The organism is Sporomusa malonica (assembly GCF_900176355.1).
Lineage (GTDB): Bacteria > Bacillota > Negativicutes > Sporomusales > Sporomusaceae > Sporomusa > Sporomusa malonica.
In genome coordinates, this window is the sequence record NZ_FWXI01000001.1 from 228,175 (window position 1) to 253,376 (window position 25,202).

The following is a 25,202-nucleotide window of genomic DNA, read 5'->3' on the forward strand; positions in this document are numbered from 1 at the left end:
TGTGGGTACGGTAAAAATTAAACAGGTAGATGCCTTTACTATAGAGCCGTTTGGTGGCAACCCTGCTGGAGTTGTGACTGATGCCAATGGTTTGTCTGATGAGCTTAAACAAAAAATAGCCAAAGAAATGAATCTTTCGGAGACAGCTTTTGTATCACGCTCTGAGGTGGCAGACTTCAAAGTACAGTTTTTTACGCCTAATGCGGAGGTTGACTTATGCGGCCACGCCACGATAGCTACCTTTGCTACCCTGTATGAAGAAGGGAAATTAGATCAGTCTAAGGCTGTATTTTATCAGGAAACCAAGGCTGGAGTATTAGCGGTAGAAGTCGAAAAGGCTGCTGATCAGATTGTATTTATGATGACGCAGGCGGCTCCGCAATTGTCAGGGGTAGAGTTCAGTAGAGCAGATATTGCCACTGCTCTGGGGCTTGAAGCAGGAGATTTGCTGGAAACACCACCGATGAAGGTATCAACAGGGTTATGGTGGCTGGTGGTTGGTGTAAAGAGTCTTGCTAAACTCAGTCACGCCCACCCGGATTTTGCCGCGATTGAGGCTCTGAGCAAAGAGTGTGGAGTTGTGGGGTTTATCCCGTTTTGTCTTGACACGGTTGAACCGGATCGCAGTTTTCATATGAGGGCCTTCTGTCCGCTGGTAGGGATAAACGAAGACCCGGTGTGCGGCACGGGTAATGGCTGTGCCGCGGCCTATATTGCCGCTCATGATCTAATCGCCATTGACGGTGAAGCTAATCTGATCGGCGAAGCCGGTATTGAGGTAAGCAGGCCGGGCTATGTCAATATTAGTGTCAGTAAAAACGAAGGTAAGGTCAGTAAGGTTAAGGTGGGCGGTGCGGCTTTGACCATCTTGGAGGGGGAAATGCGGTTTTGAAAACAATGGGGCTGATTGGCGGTTTGAGCTGGGAGTCATCGCTGGAATACTACCGGATAGTCAACCAAGTAGTGAAACAGAGGTTAGGTGGGCTGCATTCTGCCCAATGCCTGATGTATTCGGTTGATTTTGGGCCTGCTGAAGAGTTGATGCGTCAGGGTAAGTGGCAGCAACTGAACGGTGTGCTTGTAGAGGCGGCCTTTCGTTTAAAGCGGGGCGGGGCTGACTTTATCATTATCTGCTCCAATACCATGCATAAATCTGCTGAGAGTATTGAAGAACAGACAGCTATCCCTGTGCTGCATATCGCTGATGCCGCAGCGCAAAAGATTACAGACAAAGGGATAAAGAAAGTTGGACTGCTTGGTACTAAGTTTGCCATGGAAGGTGACTTCTACCGGAAACGTCTGCAAGATAAACATGGTATCGAAGCCATCATACCTGGAGAAGACAAACGGGAAATCATCAATACAATTATTTTTCAGGAACTATGCCTTGGCATTCTCAAGCAGGAGTCAAAAGAGGAATTTCAAAGGATCATTAATAATCTGCTGCTGCAGGGAGCCGAAGGAATTGTTTTAGGCTGTACTGAGATTCCCTTGCTAATAAAACAGGCTGATGTAGCTGCACCGGTATTTGATACCATGACCATTCACGCCGCAGCGGCTGTTGAGTATGCATTACAATAATTAAAAAGTTACATAAAGTAGACTTAGCTTCAGGTGGGGTTTTAACCCCATCTGAAGGTTAGTCGCCCAACTTCCAGGGAAGCCTCCTAAACTCCCACTTGTAGAAGATGGGAGTCTTAGAGCGGGTTAGTCATCGGATAACTAAAACAGGGCCGTGCGGTCCTGTTTTAGTTTTCCTGTAAGAAAGTATAACTTTCCGTCTGGATAAGGCAACATCGGCTTCCGCTGTCGCTAAGGCTCGGCGCAAGCCCTGTTTTCTTTAACCCGATAAAGTACGGATTTTTGGAGATGATATTAAGAGTATGCTGAAATGATGTTTGAGGAAAGGGGCGCTATATCTGGAGGCAGAGGCTCAGCGCAAGATTTTGCTACTAGGACTATTTTTGGGGCTTTTCTTTTCTTCGCTTGATCAGACTATTGTTGGCACAGCTATGCCCCGCATTATCGGGGAACTTGGTGGTCTTAGCATTATGACCTGGGTTACTACTTCATATATGTTGACCTCCACGACTGTTGTGCCTATCGCTGGCAAGTTGGCTGATTTATATGGACGCCGAATCATCTATGTGACAGGGATTATTGTCTTTATGCTAGGATCAGCCTTGTGCGGGCTTAGTGCCAATATGACACAATTAATTGTGTTTCGCGGCCTGCAGGGGATTGGCGGCGGCATTATGATGCCGTTAGCCATGACTATTGTCGGTGATATCTTTCCACCTGAGCAGCGCGGTAAATGGCAAGGCGCTATGGGTGCTATGTTTGGATTAGCGTCTGTTGTTGGTCCGACTATTGGCGGGTGGATTGTTGATTATTCATCCTGGCAGTGGGTTTTTTATATTAACCTGCCGATCGGACTATTGGCTGCAATTACTATCTATGTTGGGCTGCAAGGGGAGAAACAGCTGATAGATAAAGCGATCATTGATTATGCTGGTGCGTTTAGTCTGATTGTAGCCACAGTAACCATGTTGTTAGGCTTTAATCTTGGTGGGACAGATTACCCGTGGTTTTCCTGGCAGATCATTGGTCTGTTGGCAGTAGCGATTGCAGCATGGGGTGCCTTTGTTTTTATTGAGGGGAGAGCAGAAGATCCAATCCTCAGTCTGCAGTTATTTAAGAACAGGGTTTTTACAATTACGAATATTGTCGGGTTTCTGATGGGTTTAGGAATGTTTGGTGCCATGATGTTTTTACCGCTGTTTCTCCAGGGAGTTATTGGAATGAATGCTACAGATTCAGGCAATACCATGATACCTATGATGTTTGCCTTGATACTGACAAGTATAGTTGCCGGCCAGATAGTCACCAAAGTGAGCTTCCGGAGCATGTTTGCTGCTGGAATGAGTATTATGGCGGTGGGTTTTTATCTGTTAAGCTCAATGTCTGCGACCACTACCCAGGTCGTTGCCATTGCTTACATTGTTATACTTGGTCTGGGTATGGGTGTCATCATGCCGACAGTTACGCTGGCCGTGCAGAGTGCCTTCCCACCCGAACAGCGGGGAGTAGCAACATCGGCTACACAATTCTTTCGCAGTATTGGTGGTACACTGGGCATGACAATCTTAGGCGTGGTGTTTAACAACCATTCCCGCACCATTATGGAGCAAGAGTTTTTTCCGCTGGTGCAGGGAGCAGCCGGCCTAACGGCAGGGCCTCTCGCCGGAGTGATAGAAAAAGCGCATGACGATCCGCAGAGCTTGTTTAACATGCTCTTGAGTCCGGAAACAGTAAAAATGATCCCAGATAATCTGCAGCAAGTGTTATTGCCGCCGCTTAAAACGGCGCTAGCCGATTCGCTGCAATTAGTCTTTTTGGTATCGATGTTTGTCATCATCGCTGGTGTAATCATCAGTCTGTTTATGGGCAATGCCAAAGTTGAAAGTAAAGCAGACCGGCCGGCGGCAGAACAAGCAGGGGTCACGTTGTTTGCCGAAGGGTTGGCTACCGAAGTTGAAATAGCTGCTGAATTAGTGCCTGACCTAATTAGCGGTGATAGAGCGGCGAGAAAAAAGTAACACGATAATAGTCCTGTTAAGCCTGTGGGCTGAGCAGGGCTATTATTATTTACAAAGGATTTTTGTAAATAAGCGGAGAAAAATTAAAGATTAGGTTGAGGACAGGGAGCTGAGTATGTTGAAATGAGATATGCCAAAATAACGCTGCTATTGACTGTTGCTGGTATCTTCTTTCTTGTTCCGGTGCCTGGCGGCTTGAGTATAACTGCCTGGCATTTGTTTGGTGTGTTTGCTGCTTTGATATTGGGTTTGATTCTGCAGCCGTATCCTGAGCCAACACTGCTTATGATTACCGTTACGCTGGCTAGTATGTTTGTATTACCAATTAAGGAGGTATTAGTCGGATACACTGACGCCATGTTATGGCTGACATTGGTGGCTATGATGATTGGCATTGGCCTAAAAAAGTCCGGGCTTACCCGGCGGCTTGGCCTGCTTTTGATTAGCCGGTTTGGCAAGACAGCGCTGCGGATTGGCTATATTTTATGCTTTATTGACTTGCTGCTGGCGACAAGCACGCCTGCCTCGCCTGCCCGGACGGGAGGATTGGTTTATCCTCTGGCTGAAGGGGTTATTGAAGCCGGCAGTGCGGGTAATCCTGCGAGCAGGCAGCAGACAGGGGCTTATTTTACATTGCTGGCCTTTATCGCTAGTATGCTTACAGGCAGTCTGTTTATGACCGGAATGGGGCCTAATTTGATTAATGTGAAACTTGCACAAGATGTGCTTGGCATCAGTGTGAGCTGGCCATTATGGACAATGGCTGCTCTGCCGGGATTTCTCGGTTTCTTGCTGACACCGTATCTTGTATATAAATTCTGTCCGCCTGATGCGGCTTCCATGAATGAGGTACGGGCCAGGGCCGGTCTGGAACTTGCCGATATGGGGGGCGTTAGCAAGAATGAACTGATGGCAGCAGGGATCTTCCTTACTATTCTGCTGTTGTGGTCAACAGGTACTGTGTCCGGAATAGACAACACACTGGTAGCCTTTATCGGCATATCGCTCATGTTGGTATTGGGAGTTCTTGACTGGAATGACCTGGCAGAGACCAGAGAAATGTGGTCGTTTCTGATTTGGTTTGGTGCTATTTTAGGCTTTTCGGCTGCGCTCACCAAGTTTGGGTTCTTCAGTTGGTTTGCCGGTATTATTAAGCTGCTGCTGCCAACTGCTGGGCTGGAATCATACACAATTTTAGTCCTTGTGGCAACACTGGCCATCGTGCCACACTACTTTTTTGTCTCCTATACCGGTTATGTTGTGGCTTTTTCCCCGCTCATCTTCTCCTTTGTCGCGGCAACCGATGTGCCCAGATATCCGGCTTTTTTTCTATTAGCCTACTTAATGATTATTTCCTGTACCCTGACCCATTATGGCAATGCGCTAGGCCCATTATTGATGGAAAAGGGGTATAATGACAAAAAGACCTGGTGGGGTGTTGGTACACTGATTACCGTGTTACATGCGGTGCTTTATTTAACAGTAGGGATTGCCTACTGGAAGCTGATTGGGCTTTGGTATTAGTTTAAAAGGGGATTGCTAATATGGGAATTACAACACCGGTTGCCGCCGCTTTGCTGGCTGTCTATATCTTTTGGGGCGGAACTTATCTGGCAATGAAGTTTGCAATTGAGACCTTGCCGCCGTTTACGATGGCGGGGCTGCGATTTGTTATAGCAGGTGCAATCATGTATGTTTGGCAGGTGGCACAAGGGGGCGAGCGACCACAAGCTATTCATTGGAAAAATGCTGCTATTGTTGGTGGACTGCTGCTGTTAGGCGGGAACGGTGGGGTCGTATGGGCTGAACAGCTGGTTTCCAGCGGGATTGCTGCCATCATTGTAGCCACTGTTCCGTTATGGATGGCATTGCTATCTTGGCTCTGGCAAGGTGGTAAACGCCCAGGTAGTATGGTACTATTTGGGTTGGTTCTGGGTCTTGTCGGGATTATCTTGTTGGTTAAAGGTTCCGGAGGTGAGGCAGCAGACACGGCAGAAATGTGGTTTGGCTATGCAATCTTATTATTTGCTGCAATATCCTGGGCCGCAGGGTCACTATATTCCCGCGTGGCCAAACTGCCCTCAGCACCGTTTATGTCAATTGCTCTGCAAATGCTGACAGGCGGACTGTGCTGCCTCTTGGCCGGTTTGGTGACGGGTGAATGGACTAGCCTTGATTTCTCCCAGGTATCGACGCGCTCTTTGCTGTCTGTAGGGTATTTGATATTCTTTGGCTCAATTATTGCGTTTAGCGCTTATATCTGGTTGCTGAAAAAGGCCGATCCCACGCTGGTTTCCACTTATGCCTATGTCAATCCGGTGGTAGCTGTGCTCTTGGGCTGGGCTTTCGCTGGTGAACAAATGAGCCTCCAATCAGCGCTGGCTGCCACCATTATCCTCGCGGCCGTAATAATAATTACAAAAGCCAGCACCCGTAAACCCTAAATGTCAAAGGGGTGTTGTCAAGGGGACGGTTCTTTTGACATTCCAGATTATGTATGTTGATCTGAATCTTAAGTAAAAGATAAGGGGCGATGTAGTCCGCTACTGGCAGGGAGGTTATATTGTGATTGAGGGGATTAGCCATCTAACCTTTATTGTTAAAGACTTGGGAAAAGCAGCTGTATTCTGGCAGTCTATCTTTGCGGCTAAAGAGATATACTCAAGCGGTGATAGAACTTTTTCGCATACTAGAGAGAAATTTTTTCTAGTTGCCGGTCAGTGGATTGCCGTTATGGAGGGCGATTCCCTGCCTACCCGTACCTATAATCACATCGCATTCAAGATAAGAGAAGAGGACTTCGAGATTTATGAGGCGCGAGTACGGGGATTAGGGGTGGATTTTGAACCGCCTCGATCACGGGTTGAAGGAGAAGGGCGGTCATTATACTTCTATGATTTCGACAATCATCTTTTCGAATTACATACAGGTACACTTGCTGAAAGATTAGCTCGTTATGGGTGAAGCAGAATGAGAAACGTATTGGAAATCTTTTTAAAACAATATACGAGGGTGACAGTTACACTGGCTCAGTTAGAACAGGTATCTGCAGGCTGGCAGGAATACCGAGAATTTGCTGGGCAGGTGGAGAGGCTGATTACGGACATGGTACTAACGCCGATTGCAGCCTGTGGTACTAATCAGGCCAATCCGCCGTTGCCATTAAAGTACCGAGTCAATAAACTTAGGCTGTGTACTGAACTGCATGAACGCATTAGGGAAAAACAGCTTGTCGTACATAGCTTGATTCAACTTGAGCCCTATTTTAAAAGCGATGAATCTCTTTGGCGCAAGGAAGCTGCCTGGATTGACATGCTGCATACATATCTTAGCCGGTGTGATTTGCCGCTGCATGAGACATCTGTGTGGGAACGGTCTTACGAGATAGCGGGCGACGAAAAGTGGATCAGCGAAGGCGGCGGGTATGCATTTTTGCAGCGTGTGGGTTTGTATGGCAAGCTTAACATTGTTGATATAGCCGAACCCCTGATGTTTGCCTTGAATCCAGGACGTATTAGCGACCCTATTTGTTTACACCTCATTATTGAGAATAAGACAACCTTCGATATTTTAGCCAGTAATTTACCGGAAACTGATTTTTTAACAATGATATATGGCGCAGGTAAAGGTTTCTTGAGCGGTATCGGCAATCTGGAATGGCAGTTGCATCTTACTGACCGACAGCACAGGTTGTTCTATTTTGGCGATTTAGACCAGGAAGGGATCACTATCTGGTATTTGTTAAATAGCAGACGCCCAGCCCGACTGGCACTTGCTTTTTATCAAGCGCTGCTTGCTAAAGAGTTTACCAAGGGTAAAGAGAATCAGCGGCAGAATGATAAGGCATATGCCAGCTTTTTATCTTATTTCCCAGGGAATGATCAGGACAAGCTCAGGTTGCTTTTTGCTGGCGCAGGTTATTATCCTCAGGAAGCTTTGGCAGCTAGTGAATTAGGCGAGATTGCGAGGAAAACCCCATGGAAGAGTATCTGAAAGATACCGTAAAAGGTTTTGGTGAGCGGAGTAAGCGACTGGCTATTTTCGGTCCCTTATTTCAGCTCAAAAGTAAACGAAAAACTACAGCCATTCCCTTTGAGCTTGATTGGTTTAATCTGGGGCTTTTAAGCTTATTATATTTTTTTGAATGCAAACTCCATCGGCAAGGCAAAAAAGGCTTGCAAGAATTAGCCGATTTTTTATATGAATTGACAGGTAATACCACAGGTGCCGGTAAAGAGCATTATAGCTTGATTGCACAGACCATTGTCGAGACTTTCCGTGATCCTTCTGGCCGCAGACATACCGAGTCGATTTTTAACTGGGAGACAGGGGAAGAAGAGACCTACCAGTTTACAATTTTGAAAACAGATTCCTTTGATCAGGAAACTAACAGGCAGTATTTCACCTTGGATGAGGCTGGCCTTGATTTAATCTTTGCGACAAAGGAATACTTCAGCGAGTTTCGTATTTCCATCGCGCAGCTGTTAATCCGCAAGCAACTGGAAAAAGGTGAGTTTGCTAGTGCGCTGCATGAGATTCATGAAATGCGCATTGCTGTACAAACGCTGCGGGATAATATCCAGCGGTTAGGGTTGGAGATTGCCAGAAACATCATCTCCGAAGAAGTGCATGCCAAATATACGCGAACGGTAAAGGCGATTTACGAACGACTGGAGAGGGAAGATGAGGAATTCAGCGAACTGTACGAATTTGTCAGAGAGACCAACCAGAAGGCGCAAATAGGCAGCCGGCATGATGCCGATGAAGAAGCCAGAATTAAAATTGCTCAGGTTGACCGTGAACTCAGAGAGGTACATCATCTGCATCAAAGCCTGCTCCATGACACGCTTGTTCTTAAAAACAAAGCATTAGAGGCGGCGAGGCAGGCATTGTTTTCGGCTGGGGTAAAAGGGTTTAATTTTGACCAGGAAATTGTCGCACGGGTGGTCTCCTCGCCACTGCCAGTCGAAGCTGTGAAAGCGCTTGTTCACCCGTTCGCAAGCCTGCACCGGGAAGCTGTGTGGCCGCTCTTAGCCATATTTTTTCCACAACGCCTGCAAAAGCAGGAGCAGGAAGAGGTAAGCTTTGCTTATCCGGAGTGGGATACTCAGAGGCAACTGCAGCTATCTATCCAGGAAGAAAACTTTCGGATTATCATGGAATTGGTCTTACAAGTTATGAGCGGGCAGGACTCAGTAGAATTAAAAGCGATCTTGCCTGTTATGCCGGCTGAGATCCTTGCCCACAGGTCATTTTGTGATTTTTGGCTGTTACTCCATCAGCGCAGTCCGGTCCGCAGCCTAAAAGGGGAAGAACGGCATGTTCTTGATAAAGCATTAGCCTTGTTAGACGGAGATATTGTTGAGGTTACAGAAACCAGTGAAATCTTATCAGTAGGCGAGCGATATGCGCTCCAGAATATGCAATTGCGTAGGCGGAGGTATGAGGATGCGGTATGAACAAAATGATGTGATCAAAGCCTTTCAGTTGTTTTCCCTACTGACTCAGCAGGGTTTTATTGAAAAAGATGATGTTGAATTTTACCGGATTAATGAAGAGGTGCAGAGCCTTGTAGAGCAGTTTGCCAGAGAAGTTGACGCTGTTTTGGTATTGGCGGCTGATATTGTTTATTTGATTCCAGCCACAGCGTTGTCACCTTTTCACGTAAAAAACGAACAATTGCGGCGGGAAATGGGATCCAATGCTACCAACGCCGATATCTATATGATGTATTTTTGTATACTTGTCTTTATTGGTGAGTTTTATAATAGCTATTTGTCGAACGAGGTGCAGCGGGATTTTTTGACGACATCACAATGGCTTGATGTACTCCAAGAGCGGCTAAATACGCTGCGCCAGCATTCGGCAGATGACCTGTCCAGGCATGCCGAGGAATTGCAATACAATTGGCTTGCTATCCTGGAAAAGTGGGATGCTTTAAATGATTTAAAAGAATCAGCACAAAGCCAAAAAGGGAATACAGTCAGCCGGCTAAGCTTTCTCCATAAGGTGCTGCAGTTTATGTTTAAGGAGAAGTTAGTAGAGCAGGTTGGCCCTGACGAATATATTTTGACCGAAAAGACCAAGACCATTGTCCAGCGTTATTTCATGGAGCTTGATTACAACCGGGGCATCTTACAGTTTATGTATCGTTATGATGAACGAAAGGATGAGACGTATGCCGACAATCTCTAAAATCCGGTTTGCTAATGTAGTCTATGAAAACCGGCAAAAGCGGTATAATGATGAAACTTTTGTTTTTGACGGCCATAATAGTGCAATCCTGCTGGAAAACGGTGGCGGCAAGACGGTTTTTGTTCAGACACTGCTGCAAGCTGTTATTCCCCATGCTACTCTGGCCAACCGTAAGGCTAAAGATACTTTTTCGCTGGCTCAGTCGGCTGCCCATATTGCGATTGAGTGGATTTTGCAGGATTCGCCCCGGGTATACGCGCTGACAGCGGTCACCCTGTTTTTGCGGAATGACGAATTGCGGTCATATAAATATACTTACCGGTATATGGGTGGTGATAAAGAAGCCATTACCCATTTGCCATTTACCGAGACTGATGTAATGGGGCGTAAAAGACCGGCTACCGCTGAAGAGATGCATGATTATTATCTCAAAATGAATCAGAGATCAATGCATGCCCGTATCTTCGAACATATTTCAGAGTACAGCAGGTTTTTACAAACAGAATTCAATATTATCGAAGAAGAATGGCGCTCGCTTGCAGTGATTAATGCTGGTGAAGGGGACGTCGCCAAATTTTTTGAAGCCTGTAAGACGACCAACGATCTGGTAAACAAACTCTTAATCCCTACAGTGCTTATGGCTATTAAGAGTAATGAAGCTGTCAGTTTTACCGACATGTTTGAGCAGAAACGGTCGTATTTTAAAAAATACAATCAGCTTAAGCAGCAGATTGCTGAAAACCAATTGATTGAGGCTGAACTGGCCAAAGTTATGAAGGTGTATTTACGTCGTCACGAGGCTGAGACAAATCACCATGCTCTTAGGCAGAAAGCTAAGGGATATTATCAGGAAGTGGTTAAGGTCACTGATGCAGCCGCTCAGACTATGACTGAACTTAAGCAAAAAGAGGAGTCACTTCACGAAGAAAAGCAATTAGTTAATGAACAGACTGATTCGCTAGGTATTGCTAAAGAGCTGGCGATAGAGACGACAGCTAAGTTAGACTTTGACCAGCATGAGGCTAAGTATAGTGATGAAGATAAAAAACTGGCCGAGTTACTGAGTGATAAAACCAGGCTGCTTTATTTGCGGGACCGATGGAAACGGGATGAAAAAGCGGCACAGATTGAGCAGGAGCGAAGGCTGCTGGAGCAGCAAGCCGGGCAACCTGACGCCGCTGATATTGAACAGGAATTGGAGTTTGTTTGCCAGCAGCTGCGGGCTATTTTAAGCAGGAATGAAGCTGAGATTAACAGCCAGATAGTGAAATTGGATGTTCAGATTGTTGATACGAATAAAGGGCTTAGTGAGTATAAACAGGCAATTCAGAAGCAGGATGCCAATCTCAGAACCTTGGAGAAACAAGAGCAACGCTGTAAGACAACTATTAATTTTGTAAGCCAGGAGCAAGAAATCATTGCCAGGAGGATTTTGGCCAATTGGCAAGAGCAAAAAGTAGAGCAAGAGCTGGAGGGTTGGAAACAGACAGCTGCCCATGTTCAATTATCAATTGCTGAGCAAATGAGATTAAGCCACGCTAAAGACCATGAAAAGCTGCAAAAACGCACTGAGGCTGATGGCCTGCGCACGCAGCTGCAAAATGCCAAAATAGAAATGGAGAAGCTTGACGGATACTTCCGGACTGTCGATCAGGCACATGGCAAGCTGCTGGAAAAACTCCATTTCTTCTCCGGACTGCGTGCCATTACTTCCGTATACTTGGAACATGGAAAAATTGATGCAGTACTTGCCAATCATCGGTTACGGTGCGAAAAAGAACTGGAAGATGCCCGTCAGCGTGAGCGGCGGGATTTCCGGCTTGTTGACAGTTATGGTGATCAGTCCGTATTTATCTTTGACCCTGCTTTAGCTAGCCTGCTTGAATCCTGTCAGCTCATTGTTGAGAGTGGTACTGCGTATCTCGAACGGCTGGTTCGAGCTGGTTCAACTACGATAGAGGAGCAAATGACTCAATTTCCATTGTGGCCATTATGTTTAATTGTTGCGGAATCAGATAGACGCGAGCTAGAACGAAAACTGCTGAAAATGAGCGATACATTGACCTCACCTGTGCTCATACTCTCTGAAGCTGAAGCCAAGCTAACTGCCGAAGGAAAGTATAGTTATCAAACCTTATGGCCAGACTTTTGGCCCAAAGTAGTTGACAGACACTCTTTCAGTGAATGGAAAGAAATAGTTAACGAGGTAGCTGCAATCAGCCGGAATCGGCGGATCGACAAAGAGCAGAATGTTAAGCAGCTTGAGGATGTTAGCCGAGATTTAACAGAATTTAATAGTAATTATCCTTTTGCTGTTTATCAAGAATCTAAAGACATGCAAAAAAAATTGCAGCAGGATTATGGGCAGAGCGAGCGTTCTCTCAGTAAGGCCATTCAAGAAGAGCAATCAGCTGATATGGTGTGGCGGACTTGCCAGAATACCCTGCGTGACCTTGATGGTCAGACCAGCGATTTAGATGTCAGGATTAAGGCTGCATTGGAATGGCTTGAAAAAGATAAAGAGCGCCTGCGGCAGGAGGCCGAACTGGCAGACTGTGAAATACTGCTGGACAAGGCTCACCAGGAGCTGGCTGTATTGATTAACAAGCAGCAGACCTTTGAGGATGAGAAAGATGTTCTTGATGAGAAACGGCAACAGTGGAGAACAGAACTGAGCCGCCTGACCGGGACAGAGCTATATAGCGAATTGCAGAAATATCAGCCGCAAGCTCCAGTGGAATCGGAACTGGTGCTGAGGGAAAAACGGCAGATGCTCAACTTGGCTTTAGGAAAAATTAATATTGAGCGAAAAGCAATAGAAGCTAGGATCAAACAGTACCAAAATGAAAAAGCCGACTTTGACCGGCGGCTGAAAGAATACAAACTTGAGATGTCTGATGACGGTGTATTTCCTATTGATGGTGAAGTAAGAATTCTTAACCTAAGTGAAGATATCAACCGCGTTGAGGCAATCGTCAGTATACTGCGTGATACCTGCCGGGCAGCGGAGAATACATGGCGGGAAGCGCGTGCTAAACGGGAAACAGCTGAGGGTTTTTACCGTGAGAAATTCAGTAATAAACAGCCACACCGCTTTGCTGAGCCATTAACACTTGTGGAGGCAAGATTAGAAACCCAGCGCAACCGTATCTTAGGTGAATTAAATTTAACCGGAATACAACTGCTAAAGGCTGGCCACGAGCAAGAAAAATGGCAAGCAGTTAAGTTAAACCTTGAGACACAAAACGGCAAGCTTGAGTTTCTTGACTCCTCCACCGCGGCAGCGGGACTACTGTCTGATGAAGCGCAGTCTTTTCCTTATCAGGGTGGGCAGATGGCTGCCGAGCTATTACGGCAGTTGCAAGAATCCTTGCGACAACTGAATGAGCTGCGTCAGCAGTCATTAGAAGCCAAAGAAGCTTTTGAAAGCTTTTGCAATTCCCACACCATTCATAATGAAAAAATGCGGCAAAATGCCCTTAACGGGATTAGACGAAAGCAGGCTTTTGCTGAAATGCAGGAATGGGTAACAATCATCAAAGATACCATCGCTGGGGTTAATGCTGTTGCCGAGCAGCATCTGCAAGAGTTTAACGCCGACATCAAATTTTTTGTAAACCAGCTGCATGTGCATCTGGTGACCATCAGAGATGAGATTGCATCAGTTCAAAAAATGACAACCGTAAGGGTGGAAGACCATTACAAGACCATTTATGAAATCAAAACACCGTCTTGGGATGAGAATGAGGCCAAAGCCCAACTTATGGATCATATTGAATGGATGTCAGACAAACTGTCGTCGTCTCAATACAGGCAGGAGGATGGTTTGGAAGATAGCCAAAAGATTCGGCGCGATATTGAGCAGTGGCTGAGCCCGTCCCACCTCTTCCGCCAAATAAGCCCTGGTAAAGGTTTTTCGGTGGGTGTCCGCAAGGTGTCTAATGACAACCGGATCAGCAACTACCCTGTAGACTGGGCTACCTCGAACAGCTGGTCTGGCGGTGAAAAGTGGAGCAAGAACATGGCTCTGTTCCTGGGGATACAAAGCTATCTGGCAGAAAAGCTGCAACCGACCAAACGCCGCAAAGGCAATACCAGGACAGTAGTGCTTGACAATCCTTTTGGTCAGGCCTCAAGCGACCATGTCCTAGAGCCAGTATTCTTTATTGCTGAAAAGCTGGGCTATCAGGTTATAGCGCTCACTGCTTTGGCTGAAGGCAAGTTCTTGCGTGACTATTTCCCGATCATCTATAGCTGCCGTCTGCGTCAAGCTGCTGTCGGCGATACTGAGATTATCGATAAAGACCTACAAATCAACCATGCCTACTTTGAAGATAAAGATCCACAAAGCTTAGAACGTCTCGGTCAAACAAAACCAGTAGAACAACTGGCCCTAAATTGGTAAGCATGTCAAGGGGACGGTTCTTTTGACATTGTAAATTTTGTATGTTAAGCTAGGTATTGGGTGATATTAAATGCCAAGACAAGCTAGACGAAAAAGTCAATCAGGGATTTATCACATCATGGTGCGAGGGAACGAACGAAAGCCCATTTTTAATGAACCCCAAGATAAAGATAAATTAATTGATATCCTTTTGGACAAGAAGCGAGCTGCCTGTGCCAGGCTATATGCTTTTTGCATTATGGACAATCATGCGCATTTTGTTGTAAGGGAAGACCAGGAATGCGGCGATTCAATCGAAACGCTGATGAAACGCATTGGTGTAGCATATGCCACTTACTATAACCAAAAGCAAAAGCGCGTCGGCCATGTTTTCCAAGACCGCTACCGAAGTGAGCCAGTCGAAGATGAAGCTTACCTGTTGTCAGTCATAAGGTATGTCCACAATAATCCGCAAAAGGCTGGTGACAGGCAGGGCTTAGCCTATCCTTGGAGCAGCTATGGTTTGTATGTGAGTGAAGAAGCAGATGGCAGGCTGGGTGAGATTGAAGAAATTCTTGAGATGTTTCACGCTAATCAAGCTGTTGCTAAGCAAAGTTTTCAAAGTTTTCATTTGGAGGCAGAGGCCGGAAGGTTTTTAGACGTGCCAAGTGGGCTAGGGATTGGCCAAGAGCCGACTGTGGTATTGCAGGATTTTTTGGCTAAGTACAAGTTAACGCTGGAAGATATGCAAAAGATAGATGGTTTGCCGGAAATGAGAGATGTTTTGTGGAGATTTATGCAGGAAACAGGTCTCTCGGTGCGGAAAATAGCTGAAATAGCAGGAATAAACCGGGAACGGCTGCGAAAAATAGTTATGTCAAAAGAACCGTCCCCTTGACATACTTGGACGAGTGGAAGGAGATGTAGCAATGATTACAGAATTTGAGGGAATTAAACCAACGCTTGATGAAAAAACGTTTATTGCTGATGGGGCTAAGGCTATTGGTGCTGTGACGATGAAAGAGTTTAGCAGCCTGTGGTTTAATGTTGTTGCCAGAGGTGATGTGAACCGGATCGAGATTGGCCGGTATTCCAATGTTCAGGATAATAGTGTTGTCCATGTCGCAGATGCTCATCCGACAATAATCGGTGATTTTGTGACTGTTGGTCATAATGCTATTATTCACGGTTGTACGATTGAAGATCACTGCTTAATTGGGATGGGGGCCGTTGTCCTTAACGGAGTAGTGGTAGGGAAGGGGAGTATTATCGCCGCTGGGGCGGTAGTCAGGGAAAACCAGATTATTCCCCCGCATTCCTTGGTGGTCGGCGTACCGGCCAAAGTGGTTAAATCTGTGCCTGATGATTGGGATAGCATTCACGCGCAAGCGGTAAAGTACAAGACGCTGTGGTCTGAGCGCTATAAGATTATGCCAGAGGCTGGGGGCGAGCGTTATCAGGGTGAAAAAATAGTCTAATTAATGGGAGGTCGTTCTCATGGATTTCGAATTTATTAATAAGCGTTATAGTGTACGTCAATTTAAGGACGAGCAAGTAACTGAACAAACGATTAAAGAATTGGTTAAGGCTGCTACCTGTGCTCCTTCGGGGAAAAATCAGCAAAACTGGCATTTCGTCGTTGTGACTGACAAAAATAAAATTACCGAGATTGCCCGGATTGTAGAAGCTAAAAATGCAGAGTTGGCTACATATTTGAGAGATGAGAAAAAAATCAAAGGCTTTAAAGGGACGGTCGCCTACCATACTGTGTTCAAAGGAGCGCCTGCGCTTATCCTTGTTTACGCAGGCCCTTATGAAACCATTGCTGACATGCTGATAGCCGACGGTATTATGCCGCGCGAAGAAGCTATGAAATATGCTAAGCCGAATCCAGGTATTCAAAATATTGCTGCTGCCATGGAGAATCTGCAACTGGCTGCCGCCAGCATTGGCTATGGCACTTGCTGGATGACAGGGCCGACGTACGCTGCCGAGGAAATTTCTACATATCTTGGTTTCAATAAAGCAGGCTACCATTTGGCCGCTATGACACCGCTTGGTATTCCGGCATCGGATAAATTATCATCTCCGCCGCGCAAGCCTTTGGAAGACGTGTTGACCATTATTGGGTAAATATATTTTGTGAAAAGTAAATGGTATAGTAAAACAGGTAGGATGCTAAATATAGCATCCTACCTGTTTTACATGTCTGGGTAGAAATCATGTAGAGAGGTTTCCTGACCTGGATTGAGTAAAATGAACTCTTTGTCCCATGGTCCTGTCAATAGTTTGTGCAATAACCGTAATGAGCCGGGGGTAATCTCATAGTGCATATTTAATTCTTCGGAGATTTTCTGGATGTTAAATACCACTCTGTCAATGGTATAAGCGCCGGTATCGATGATCAAAAATCGAGTATAATTGTTGAGCATTTTTTTAACTAGCCGCAAGGCTTTTTGTTCGCCATAGCGTTCAACCCAAGGGCGATAAGACCACATTATGTTTCCTTCGGGATCCAACCAGCCTTTAGTTACAAAATAAGTACTAACCTCGTTAGGAACAGCTCTACGGGCAGCTGATGAACCTAACAGTAAAGAGATACAGTCATCAATTCGTGGTATTACGATTTTAGCGTGAGAAGCTTGCAGCCCGACCAGGCCGTTGCCGCAACAGCCAAAGGCCATGAGAATAACATCAGCGGTATCAAGTGTGTTGAGTTGCTCTTGAATTTTTTGACGTAGAAGTTCGGGGGTGTTATGCAATCCCGATTCAAAATATATCACTGGATAAGTGATACTTGCTTGTTGCATGGCAAGTTCAATCTCATCTTTCATCGTCTGACAAGCCAAAAGTACTGTTTGCACTGTATCACCTCTCCATTAATCTTTGAATTTACCTACTGCTCTCTCCAAATCTAGTACAAGCTGACGGATCGCGATCACCCTTGTTTCAAATTCTTGCATAATTGCCGTCTGTTCTTGTGCGGCGGCAGCAACCTCTTGCGAACTGGCTGCTGTCTGTTGACCGGCCGCAGAAATATTACCAAATACATCAAGCATTTTAGTTTTGTGTTCTGTCATTTTTTGCTGGAGATTCCCGATTTCTGCACCTTTAACGGTAGTTTCTTTTATTAAATCAGATATTTGGTTAAAGAGTCCTTCTGTCTCGCTGACAGCCTGGTCTTGCTCTAATGTAATCTTCTTTGCCACGTTCATCTCAGTTACTGCATTTTTGGACTGTTGTTGAATGCTGTCAATCAACTCTTTTATACTTTGTGTAGATTTGGCCGACTGCTCAGCAAGTTTCCGCACCTCTTCGGCAACTACTGCGAAGCCTCTGCCGCTTTCACCGGCTCTTGCCGCCTCGATAGCCGCATTTAAAGCTAAAAGATTAGTTTGTTGGGCAATTTGTCCAATCGTCTCAGTAATTGCGCCTATCTTGTCAGACATATTGTCCATATCAATAATGGTGCAGTTTGCTTCTTCAACTGACGCTTTCATATCATTAGATATTTTACTCAAGACTTTTACAATGTGTAATCCCTGACCGCTAAGCTCTACTGTATTTTCGAGCAAGCAGTTCATGGCTGCGCTGCTGATAGAGGTTTCCTCAATATCATTTGATAGTTCTCTTAATCTCTGTGAGCCTATATCAAGATCTTTGGTTTCTTCTTGTGTGCTTGTAGCTATTTGAAGGATAGACTGAGATATTTCATTAGCCGCCCTGTTTGTCTGAACGGCTATTTCTGCAAGGGTATCTGACGAATCACGCACGGTGACTGCCGATCCCTTAATATCGCGAACCAGCGACTTTAGTGTTTCCTGGGCTGTTTTCAGCCCAACTGCCAGATGTCCGAACTCATCTGGGCGCTTTAGCAGTTTCTCCGGTGCGGCAAAGGCAAAATCACCTGCTGCAAGGTGGCTGCATTGCTCATCTAGCACGGTGATTGGTTGGGTAAATCTTCGTGCAAATACCCCTGAAGCCGCTAATGCCAGGATAATGAACCCCAAAGCGACCAGCATGAGAATGTTCCTGGTTTTAATAGCATTTTCCAGTATTTCTGATTTTTTTACAATTGACAGAAACTTCCATCCTGTTTGTGGTGAGGTGTATACATTGATAAAACAGTCAGTACCGTCGATATTGGCTTCAAAATTGCCAGCAGCTATTTTTTCTACACCTTTCAGCTTGTCAATGTTTAAATCAGCCACTTTTTTAAAGTTCGTCTCCGGATTTTGGGGGTTTGCCAAGATGGTTCCGTCTTTATCCAATAAAATAATGAACCCGCTTTTTCCAATACGGATATTTTTGACGATGTCTGTCATGCCTTTGAGGCTTACGTCCAGGCCCTGAACACCGATCACTGCACCGGCGTTATCTGTTATTGTTTTGACTGTACTGATAACCACCATATCGTCAGCAGGGAAGTAGTACGGACTTGTCCTAGTGGTTTTTCCTTGAACTTCCATGGCTGCTTTATAAAATGGCCTAACCCTAGGGTCGTAATTGTCCATTGTCGATCCTTCAGGCCACTGAATGTACCCTCCATGGACTGTGGCCATATATGCATAGGCTGTTCCAGGGTGGGCCTTAGCGAATGTTACGTAGTCCTGATATATCTGGCCTTCCAGCCCGCCATTCTGGGATGGTGTCATTTTGACATTTCCCTGCTTGTTGATATAGGCTGTAATCGACTGATCGGCTTTTTTAACAAGGCTATTTTCAGCCAGTAAAGTGCAGTTTTCTTCAATGGTCTTTAAATAGATTTGAAAACCGTTATCTACTTGCATAATTTCTTTTGTGGTTGACCTGATAAACTCTGCCTGCAGTTCAGTCTGCATCACATAATTAACGTAGAAACTGATGCACACTATAGGTACAAGCATAAATAGTGAGACTGACAAAAATAGCTGGCTGCTGATATTAGTGAGTTTGAATCTCACGGATTCCACCGCCTTTTCATAATATTGAGTCTCTGCTTGAAATGGAGTTCACCTGCCACTCCTTGTGCCTTAATGAGGATAGGCTTTATCGCCGTAGATTATTTTTTATTTAACGTAAGTGTGCTGGTTTCTTTTAGTGTCAGACCTCTTGTTTCCGGGGCCCAAGCTATACAAACAATTAATCCAAGAAATGTAAGCAGGGTGCTAACTAACATGGTATTGCCAATTCCGATCGTCTGTAAGGAATAGGGTAAGGCGAAAGTGCCAATGGCCGCGCCAATACGGCTAATGGCTGTTACTACTCCTACAGCAGAAGCGCGGATATTGGTGGGGAATAACTCGTTGGGATAGATCCAATCAAGGGCACTTGGCGGACCGGAAAAAAAGGCATAAACAGCGAAACCCAGGAAGATTAACCACGCAGGTGCGCCTGGAACCAGGCCTAAGAGTAACATGGACAATGTCATAAAAACAAAGCTCCAGATAATAAGTGGACGTCTGCCAAAGCGATTTACAAAAGACATTGATGCAACAGTGCCAGTCAGGAAAAATATATTGATAACAGCATAGCCGATAATCCATTCATTGCCGCTGCCTAAATGGAACGCATCTAAAATCTGCGGTGCAAATGTATAAATGGCAAAACACGGCGCTACCTGAAATGTCCAGAACAACCCTACGAATAAAGTTTTTCTAAGGTATTCTGGTTCAAGCAATATGCTGAATCGAGTTTTTTCTGTTGTGGGTTCGTCTAGATCTGCAAGGCTAGCGTGAGTGCCATATACTTGCTTAATGACGCTGAGAGCCTCTTCGGTACGGCCTTTGCTGACAAGCCACCGGGGAGACTCTGGAGTACCCCAGCGACCGGTCACCAGAATAAGAGCGGGAAGAGCAGCGCTGCCTAACATCCAGCGCCAGGCATCAGGACTGGTATTTAACAGTAAATAGCCTACGATACCGGCCACAACGGCACCGGCGTACCAGGCGCTTGCCAATAACCCCATCATAGCGCCTCGATACTTACGGGGAGAAAACTCGGTTAACAACGAGGTTGCAATTGGATAATCTGCCCCAACGGCAATTCCAATAAGAAACCGTAATATAACTAATTCCCAAGGTGTACTAATAAACATTTGCAAAATTGAGATAATTATGATTGCGACAAGATCAATTTGATACATGAATTGGCGTCCAGTCAGATCTGTCACATAACCAAAGATTGCTCCTCCCACTAACAGTCCGATAAGAGCTGCGGCGCCAATCATCCCTGTCCATAGTGCGTCCAGCTGGAGCTCAGGTTCCAGCTGTAGTAAAGCCATTCCAATAATTGTAAGGATGTAGCCATCCAAAAAAGGGCCCCCACTGGTATAAACCGTAAGTTTTCTTAAAAAAGGGGTTAAGGGAGAGTCTTCAATACAGGGGGAGTGGTTCACGTTTTTCATTTTTCAGCCTCCTTGACGTAGGGTCGTTGAGTTGCCTTGTTAATAATAAAGCAAATATCATGCCAAATAGTGCGATATAGAAGCTGTACTGAAAAAAACATTTAATTAATAATTAAGCCGCTCGTATTCTCCCTTCGTCTACCTATACCTTAAGGTATAGGTGGGAGTTAAGAGCGGCTTAGTCTCACTTTATAAACTCAGCTTTATAGGTGGATGATTTTATTCCCAGCTTGCGAAGCCGGTAATGCAAGTCTTGTCTGGAGACTCCTAGCTGCTTGGCACTATCGCTTACATTGCCGTTCGTCATCTTTAAAGTGTTTTGAATTAAATCTGTTTCACACTGCCGCAGATATTCAACTAACAGTTTACTTGTTGGTGTCTCTGCTGCCGAAGTGTTGTTTGATTTATTTGCGGATAAATTACTGAGCATTCGTTTTACTAAAAAGGTGGGTAAATCCTCAAGAATTACCTCTGTCGCTGTATTTTCAACAATACTCATGGCACTTTCGATAACATGCTCCAGTTCGCGGACATTTCCCGGCCACTTATATAAAGATAATAGCTCTAATAGGTCGGGGGATATTTGCTTAATATTCAAATTCAATTGGTCGTTAAAGCGAGAAATAAACTCTTTAGAAAGTACGGGTATATCTTCTGGACGTTGTCTGAGTGGCGGGATATGCAGAACTACCGGCGTTAAGCGGTAGAGGAGATCATCACGGAATGAGCCATTACTGGCCGCTTCATACAAGTTTTGATTGGTTGCGCTGATTATCCGGCAGTTGATCGTACGCTCGGTTTTATCGCCAAGACGCCGGACTCGTTTATCTTGTAATAACCGTAATAGTTTTGCCTGTAACTGTATACTTAACGAATTGATTTCATCCAAAAATAAAGTTCCATTTTCTGCCTGTTCACACAAGCCAGGGGCATCAATAGCGCCCGAGAAGGCACCTTTTACTGTACCCATGAGCAGACTTTCCATCAGTGTCTCAGGTATAGCCGCACAGTTGACAGCAATAAAAGGCCGTGAACTGTAGGGGCTCGCATTATGGATTCCTTGTGCAAACAGTTCTTTTCCTGTGCCGGTTTCGCCATAAATCATGACAGTGGAGGCCGTCGGTGCGATTCGCCGGGCTTGGTTAATCGCTTGTTTGATTGAGGGACTGATGCCGACAATATCATCAAGGCTAAAACTAGTGCCATTTGGCCGGTTTTTCGATTTGTTTTGGCCAAAACTATTCATAACCTTTGTTAAAAGCTCACTTATCGAAGGAATATCCCGGTTAATGGAATACACTGCCGTAAGTTCTCCATTTTCAAAAAATGGATAAGAGTTGTAAACAATATCAACCTTTTTCCCGGTATATAAATGGTAAGTCATATATTGTTCCAATAACGGTTTTTTGCTTTGCAGCACTGCCATGCGCTGGAGATTTTCCAGTGGTGGTAGTGAATATACGTCTGTATCTTTCTTTCCTAACATATTCTGTCGCTTTGTAGCCTCAATTCTTTCAAAAGCTCGATTATATATCAGAATGGTGCCATCTTTATTTGCGGCGTACACACCTTCTGATATTGAGTCAATAATTTCATGCAATAATTGATTCTCGCTGCTTAATTCTTCCAGAGTTTTTTGCTTATTTTCAAGCATATAGAGATTTCAGCCCCTTTGCTTCGCACAATGTGCCTTATTTGGTAGAAAAGAATTTTTCAGTGAAAAAATTCTTTTCACTTGCATGTAAGTCCAATGGACATACTACTTTTGCCAAACAGGTGAAAAAAAATTCTTCACTGATAGACAAAATATGATATTGATTTAAGGGTTAAGACTCTTGTGAAAATAGCATGACTTTTCGCAAGAGTCTTACTATTTGCTGCATGCTGGCGTAATAACGTGATTATGGCACGAGAATTGCAATGCTAGAAGGTGTGTTGAGTTTCAGGTGTTGCTTGATTTTAGTTGGGAGGGGGACCGATTCGACCGTAAAGTGTGTTACTTAGTTAAGTTAAATTAGGCTAATCCAAATTGTAGTTAGGAGGGGCGCGTAATGAGTAAAGAGGAAAAAAAGATTGATCAAACGTTATTTTGGCCTCCGTTATTGTTGGTTGCCGCAGTATGTAGCGCAATTATTTTGAATCCTGAGGCTGGTACAAATGCCGTAAATAAAGTGTTCGCTTTTTTAACCGGTCAAATGGGCTGGACATATGAAGTTTTTGTTTTAGCGAATTTGGGGGTAGTGCTATATTTCATATTTGGTAAATTTGCTAATAAGAGATTTGGCGGGGAGAAACCGGAATTTAGTACCCTGAGTTGGCTGGGGATGCTCTTTTCTGCAGGTACCTCTGCTGCGATTGTGTATTGGAGCCCGATTGAATTCTACTTTTACCTTACAGCTCCACCTTTCGGTTTAGAGCCTATGTCACCACAAGCTACAGCTATGGCGACAGCCTATCCCTTGTTCCATTGGGGGCCGAGCAGCTATGCACTCTATGTAGGTGTCGGTGTGGTGTTCGGGTACCTGTTCTTTGTTCAGGGAAAGGAAGTTTTCCGGCCAAGTACGGCGTGTGAAGCCTTGCTCGGTAAGCATGCCAACGGCTACTTGGGTAAAGCCATTGATATCTTTTATATGGTCGGGATTATTGCCGGGATCAGTACTTCGGTTGGGCTGGGAACGCCGCTGCTTAGTGAGGTTATTACCAAAATCACCGGCATTCCCCATACGTTAGGATTAGATGCAACAATACTGATTATTTGGACAGTCATTATTGGTATTAGCGTGTATGGCGGACTGGACAAAGGAATCAGACAGTTAAGCGATTTTAGAAATTGGCTGGGTTTTGCGCTATTGGCCTATGTTTTAGCAGTAGGACCGACCGCTTTTATGTTCAATAACTTTTTTGATAGCTTAGGAGTTATGTTTAATAACTACTTTAGAATGAGCCTCTATACTGACCCTATTCAAAAATCTGGATTCCCTCAAGGTTGGACAATCTTTTATTTCGCCTGGTTCATCGCTTTCGCTCTTAGCACAGGCATTTATCTGGCAAGAATTTCACGGGGAAGAACAGTCCGGGAATTTACGTTAGGTGCCACTTTTTCAGGTATTACCTGCGTCTATACGTATTTTATGGTCTTTGGTAACTATACAATGGATTTGCAAGCCCGCGGGGTGTTAAATCTCGCAGAAATAGTTAAAACACAGGGTGTGCCGCGCGCAATTGTAGAAATATTTGCGACCCTTCCCTATGCATCAATCATTCTACCGATCATTTTAGTGTTACTGTTTATTTCCACGGCAACCGTTATTAACAGTATAGCATATACGCTTGCTATGGTAACTACTGAAAAACTAAAAGCAGGCGAAGAACCTGCAAAATGGAACCGATTATTTTGGGCGCTGGTTTTAGGCGGTCTCTCGCTAACTCTTATCTTCCTGGGCGGTATGAAACCGCTGCAGGCTGCATCTGTTGCCGGGTCTTTCCCAACTATGTTTATCATGGCCATTATAATAATCGGTTTCATTAAAAAAGCAGGCAAAGACTGGGTTGATTCAGATGAAACAAAGTCTGTAGACCTAACCGATGCCAGGTTAGCCACAGAGCAAACGGTTAATCCAGAAAATGTTAACAATATCAAAGCTTAAACTAAAAAACGATATAGGAGTGTGAAACTGATGTTCAGGTTTACTGCAGAACAACATGTGTATGACATTAACGGCGTAAAAATCGGAGGTCAGCCAGGCGAATTTCCCACAGTATTGATTGGGAGCATGTTTTACCGTGGCCATAAGATTGTTCAGGATTCAACCAAAGGGTTATTTAATGAGGGTGAGGCAAAAGCTCTGCTAGATCAGGAAGCCGAAATGAGTGCCGAGACTGGAAACCCCAGGATTATTGATGTGTTAGGAGATACCCCGGAGGCGTTGGCGCGTCATGTTGAGTTTATTCTTAACTATACTTCAGCTCCATTTCTGCTTGACAGTGTAAGTCCGGAAATACGGACAGGCGCCTTAAAATTATTGGGTAAGGATCCTGCTATCATCAACCGGCTTATCTACAATTCCATAGAAGAAAACTATACAGAAGATGAACTAAGCGTCATTAAGGACTTTGGTATCAAGACTGCGGTAGTTCTGGCTTTCAGCAAAAAACATCTTAAACCAAGCAGCCGGCTGAAGTTGCTAAACGGGGACGAAAAAACAGAGGGATTAATTGCAGCAGCCAAACGGGCCGGTATTGAGCAGTTTTTAGTAGATCCTGGTGTGTTGGATGTGGCCAGCAATAGTTGGACCACTAAGGCCATTTATGATGTAAAAGAGCAATTAGGATACCCGGGCGGCTGCGCTCCATCTAATGCGTTATATCTGTGGAAAAAGATGCGTTCTAAAGGGTCGCCTTACTTTGAAGCAGCCGGTACTGCGGTATTTACCTATCCTGTCACTCAGGGAGCGGACTTCCTTCTGTACGGTCCAATGATGAATGCGCCGTGGGTCTATCGGGGAATCGCCACTACTGATGCTATGATGGGCTATACTACCAAGATTACCGGTACCAAATTAGGGACTACTGAGCATCCGTTATTAAAGCTGTTTTAACCGTGGAGCTTTGCTCCCGGTAGATATAATGACAATAATAG

Annotated in this window: 19 protein-coding genes; 15 read left to right on the top strand and 4 right to left on the bottom strand. The window is 45.0% G+C overall.

Going from position 1 to position 25,202, the window contains the following annotated elements:
* The first annotated feature begins 1 nt into the window (after nucleotide 1).
* From B9A22_RS01015 to B9A22_RS01075, 13 genes are all read left to right on the top strand, one after another.
* The gene (locus tag B9A22_RS01015; protein WP_139796116.1) at nucleotides 2-892 is read left to right on the top strand and encodes a PhzF family phenazine biosynthesis protein; all 891 of its coding nucleotides are present in this window, start codon (nucleotides 2-4) and stop codon (nucleotides 890-892) included.
* A gap of 5 nt (nucleotides 893-897) precedes the next feature.
* Nucleotides 898-1,581, top strand: coding sequence for an aspartate/glutamate racemase family protein (locus B9A22_RS01020; protein WP_342747805.1), 684 nt, complete (start codon nucleotides 898-900; stop codon nucleotides 1,579-1,581).
* Between the two features lie 365 nt (nucleotides 1,582-1,946).
* Entirely contained in the window at nucleotides 1,947-3,599 is a 1,653-nt protein-coding gene (locus B9A22_RS01025) for an MDR family MFS transporter (protein ID WP_217805838.1), read from the top strand.
* A 123-nt stretch (nucleotides 3,600-3,722) separates the two neighbouring features.
* Nucleotides 3,723-5,123 (top strand): DASS family sodium-coupled anion symporter, encoded by a 1,401-nt coding sequence (locus tag B9A22_RS01030; RefSeq protein WP_084573733.1) that lies wholly within the window; start codon nucleotides 3,723-3,725, stop codon nucleotides 5,121-5,123.
* 20 nt (nucleotides 5,124-5,143) lie between these two features.
* Nucleotides 5,144-6,043: a drug/metabolite exporter YedA gene (gene yedA / locus B9A22_RS01035; RefSeq protein ID WP_084573734.1), complete on the top strand. Its 900-nt coding sequence runs from the start codon at nucleotides 5,144-5,146 to the stop codon at nucleotides 6,041-6,043.
* A 121-nt stretch (nucleotides 6,044-6,164) separates the two neighbouring features.
* Nucleotides 6,165-6,563 carry a FosX/FosE/FosI family fosfomycin resistance hydrolase gene (gene fosX / locus B9A22_RS01040; RefSeq protein WP_084573735.1) on the top strand — a complete coding sequence of 133 codons (399 nt, stop codon included), beginning with the start codon at nucleotides 6,165-6,167 and terminating at the stop codon, nucleotides 6,561-6,563.
* 6 nt (nucleotides 6,564-6,569) lie between these two features.
* Entirely contained in the window at nucleotides 6,570-7,592 is a 1,023-nt protein-coding gene (locus B9A22_RS01045; protein ID WP_084573736.1) for a Wadjet anti-phage system protein JetD domain-containing protein, read from the top strand.
* Complete coding sequence (locus tag B9A22_RS01050) at nucleotides 7,577-9,058, top strand: hypothetical protein (RefSeq protein ID WP_084573737.1); 1,482 nt, start codon at nucleotides 7,577-7,579, stop codon at nucleotides 9,056-9,058. Before B9A22_RS01045 ends, B9A22_RS01050 begins: the two co-directional genes overlap by 16 nt.
* Nucleotides 9,048-9,794, top strand: coding sequence for a DUF6063 family protein (locus B9A22_RS01055; RefSeq protein ID WP_084573738.1), 747 nt, complete (start codon nucleotides 9,048-9,050; stop codon nucleotides 9,792-9,794). Before B9A22_RS01050 ends, B9A22_RS01055 begins: the two co-directional genes overlap by 11 nt.
* Nucleotides 9,754-14,199, top strand: a complete 4,446-nt coding sequence (locus tag B9A22_RS25945; RefSeq protein WP_245823739.1) for a coiled-coil domain-containing protein — start codon at nucleotides 9,754-9,756, stop codon at nucleotides 14,197-14,199. Before B9A22_RS01055 ends, B9A22_RS25945 begins: the two co-directional genes overlap by 41 nt.
* A gap of 70 nt (nucleotides 14,200-14,269) precedes the next feature.
* On the top strand, nucleotides 14,270-15,076 hold the full coding sequence (locus B9A22_RS01065) for a transposase (protein WP_084573739.1): 807 nt from the start codon (nucleotides 14,270-14,272) through the stop codon (nucleotides 15,074-15,076).
* Between the two features lie 31 nt (nucleotides 15,077-15,107).
* Entirely contained in the window at nucleotides 15,108-15,656 is a 549-nt protein-coding gene (locus B9A22_RS01070) for a gamma carbonic anhydrase family protein (RefSeq protein ID WP_084573740.1), read from the top strand.
* A 19-nt stretch (nucleotides 15,657-15,675) separates the two neighbouring features.
* On the top strand, nucleotides 15,676-16,311 hold the full coding sequence (locus B9A22_RS01075) for a nitroreductase family protein (protein WP_084573741.1): 636 nt from the start codon (nucleotides 15,676-15,678) through the stop codon (nucleotides 16,309-16,311).
* A 68-nt stretch (nucleotides 16,312-16,379) separates the two neighbouring features.
* Here B9A22_RS01075 and B9A22_RS01080 read toward each other — a convergent pair whose 3' ends face one another.
* The 4 genes from B9A22_RS01080 to B9A22_RS01095 form a co-directional block, all read right to left on the bottom strand.
* Entirely contained in the window at nucleotides 16,380-17,042 is a 663-nt protein-coding gene (locus tag B9A22_RS01080; protein ID WP_084573742.1) for a DUF1638 domain-containing protein, read from the bottom strand.
* Between the two features lie 15 nt (nucleotides 17,043-17,057).
* Nucleotides 17,058-19,121 (bottom strand): methyl-accepting chemotaxis protein, encoded by a 2,064-nt coding sequence (locus B9A22_RS01085; protein ID WP_084573743.1) that lies wholly within the window; start codon nucleotides 19,119-19,121, stop codon nucleotides 17,058-17,060.
* 98 nt (nucleotides 19,122-19,219) lie between these two features.
* Nucleotides 19,220-20,563 carry an MFS transporter gene (locus B9A22_RS01090; RefSeq protein WP_084573744.1) on the bottom strand — a complete coding sequence of 448 codons (1,344 nt, stop codon included), beginning with the start codon at nucleotides 20,561-20,563 and terminating at the stop codon, nucleotides 19,220-19,222.
* 184 nt (nucleotides 20,564-20,747) lie between these two features.
* Nucleotides 20,748-22,217 (bottom strand): sigma-54 interaction domain-containing protein, encoded by a 1,470-nt coding sequence (locus B9A22_RS01095; protein ID WP_084573745.1) that lies wholly within the window; start codon nucleotides 22,215-22,217, stop codon nucleotides 20,748-20,750.
* Nucleotides 22,218-22,614: 397 nt separating this feature from the next.
* Between B9A22_RS01095 and caiT the strand changes: the two genes are divergently transcribed.
* Together caiT and mtgA are read left to right on the top strand one after the other, a co-directional pair.
* Complete coding sequence (gene caiT / locus B9A22_RS01100) at nucleotides 22,615-24,210, top strand: L-carnitine/gamma-butyrobetaine antiporter (protein ID WP_084573746.1); 1,596 nt, start codon at nucleotides 22,615-22,617, stop codon at nucleotides 24,208-24,210.
* A gap of 30 nt (nucleotides 24,211-24,240) precedes the next feature.
* Nucleotides 24,241-25,161, top strand: coding sequence for a [methyl-Co(III) glycine betaine-specific corrinoid protein]--tetrahydrofolate methyltransferase MtgA (mtgA, locus tag B9A22_RS01105; protein WP_084573747.1), 921 nt, complete (start codon nucleotides 24,241-24,243; stop codon nucleotides 25,159-25,161).
* Nucleotides 25,162-25,202 lie beyond the last annotated feature (41 nt).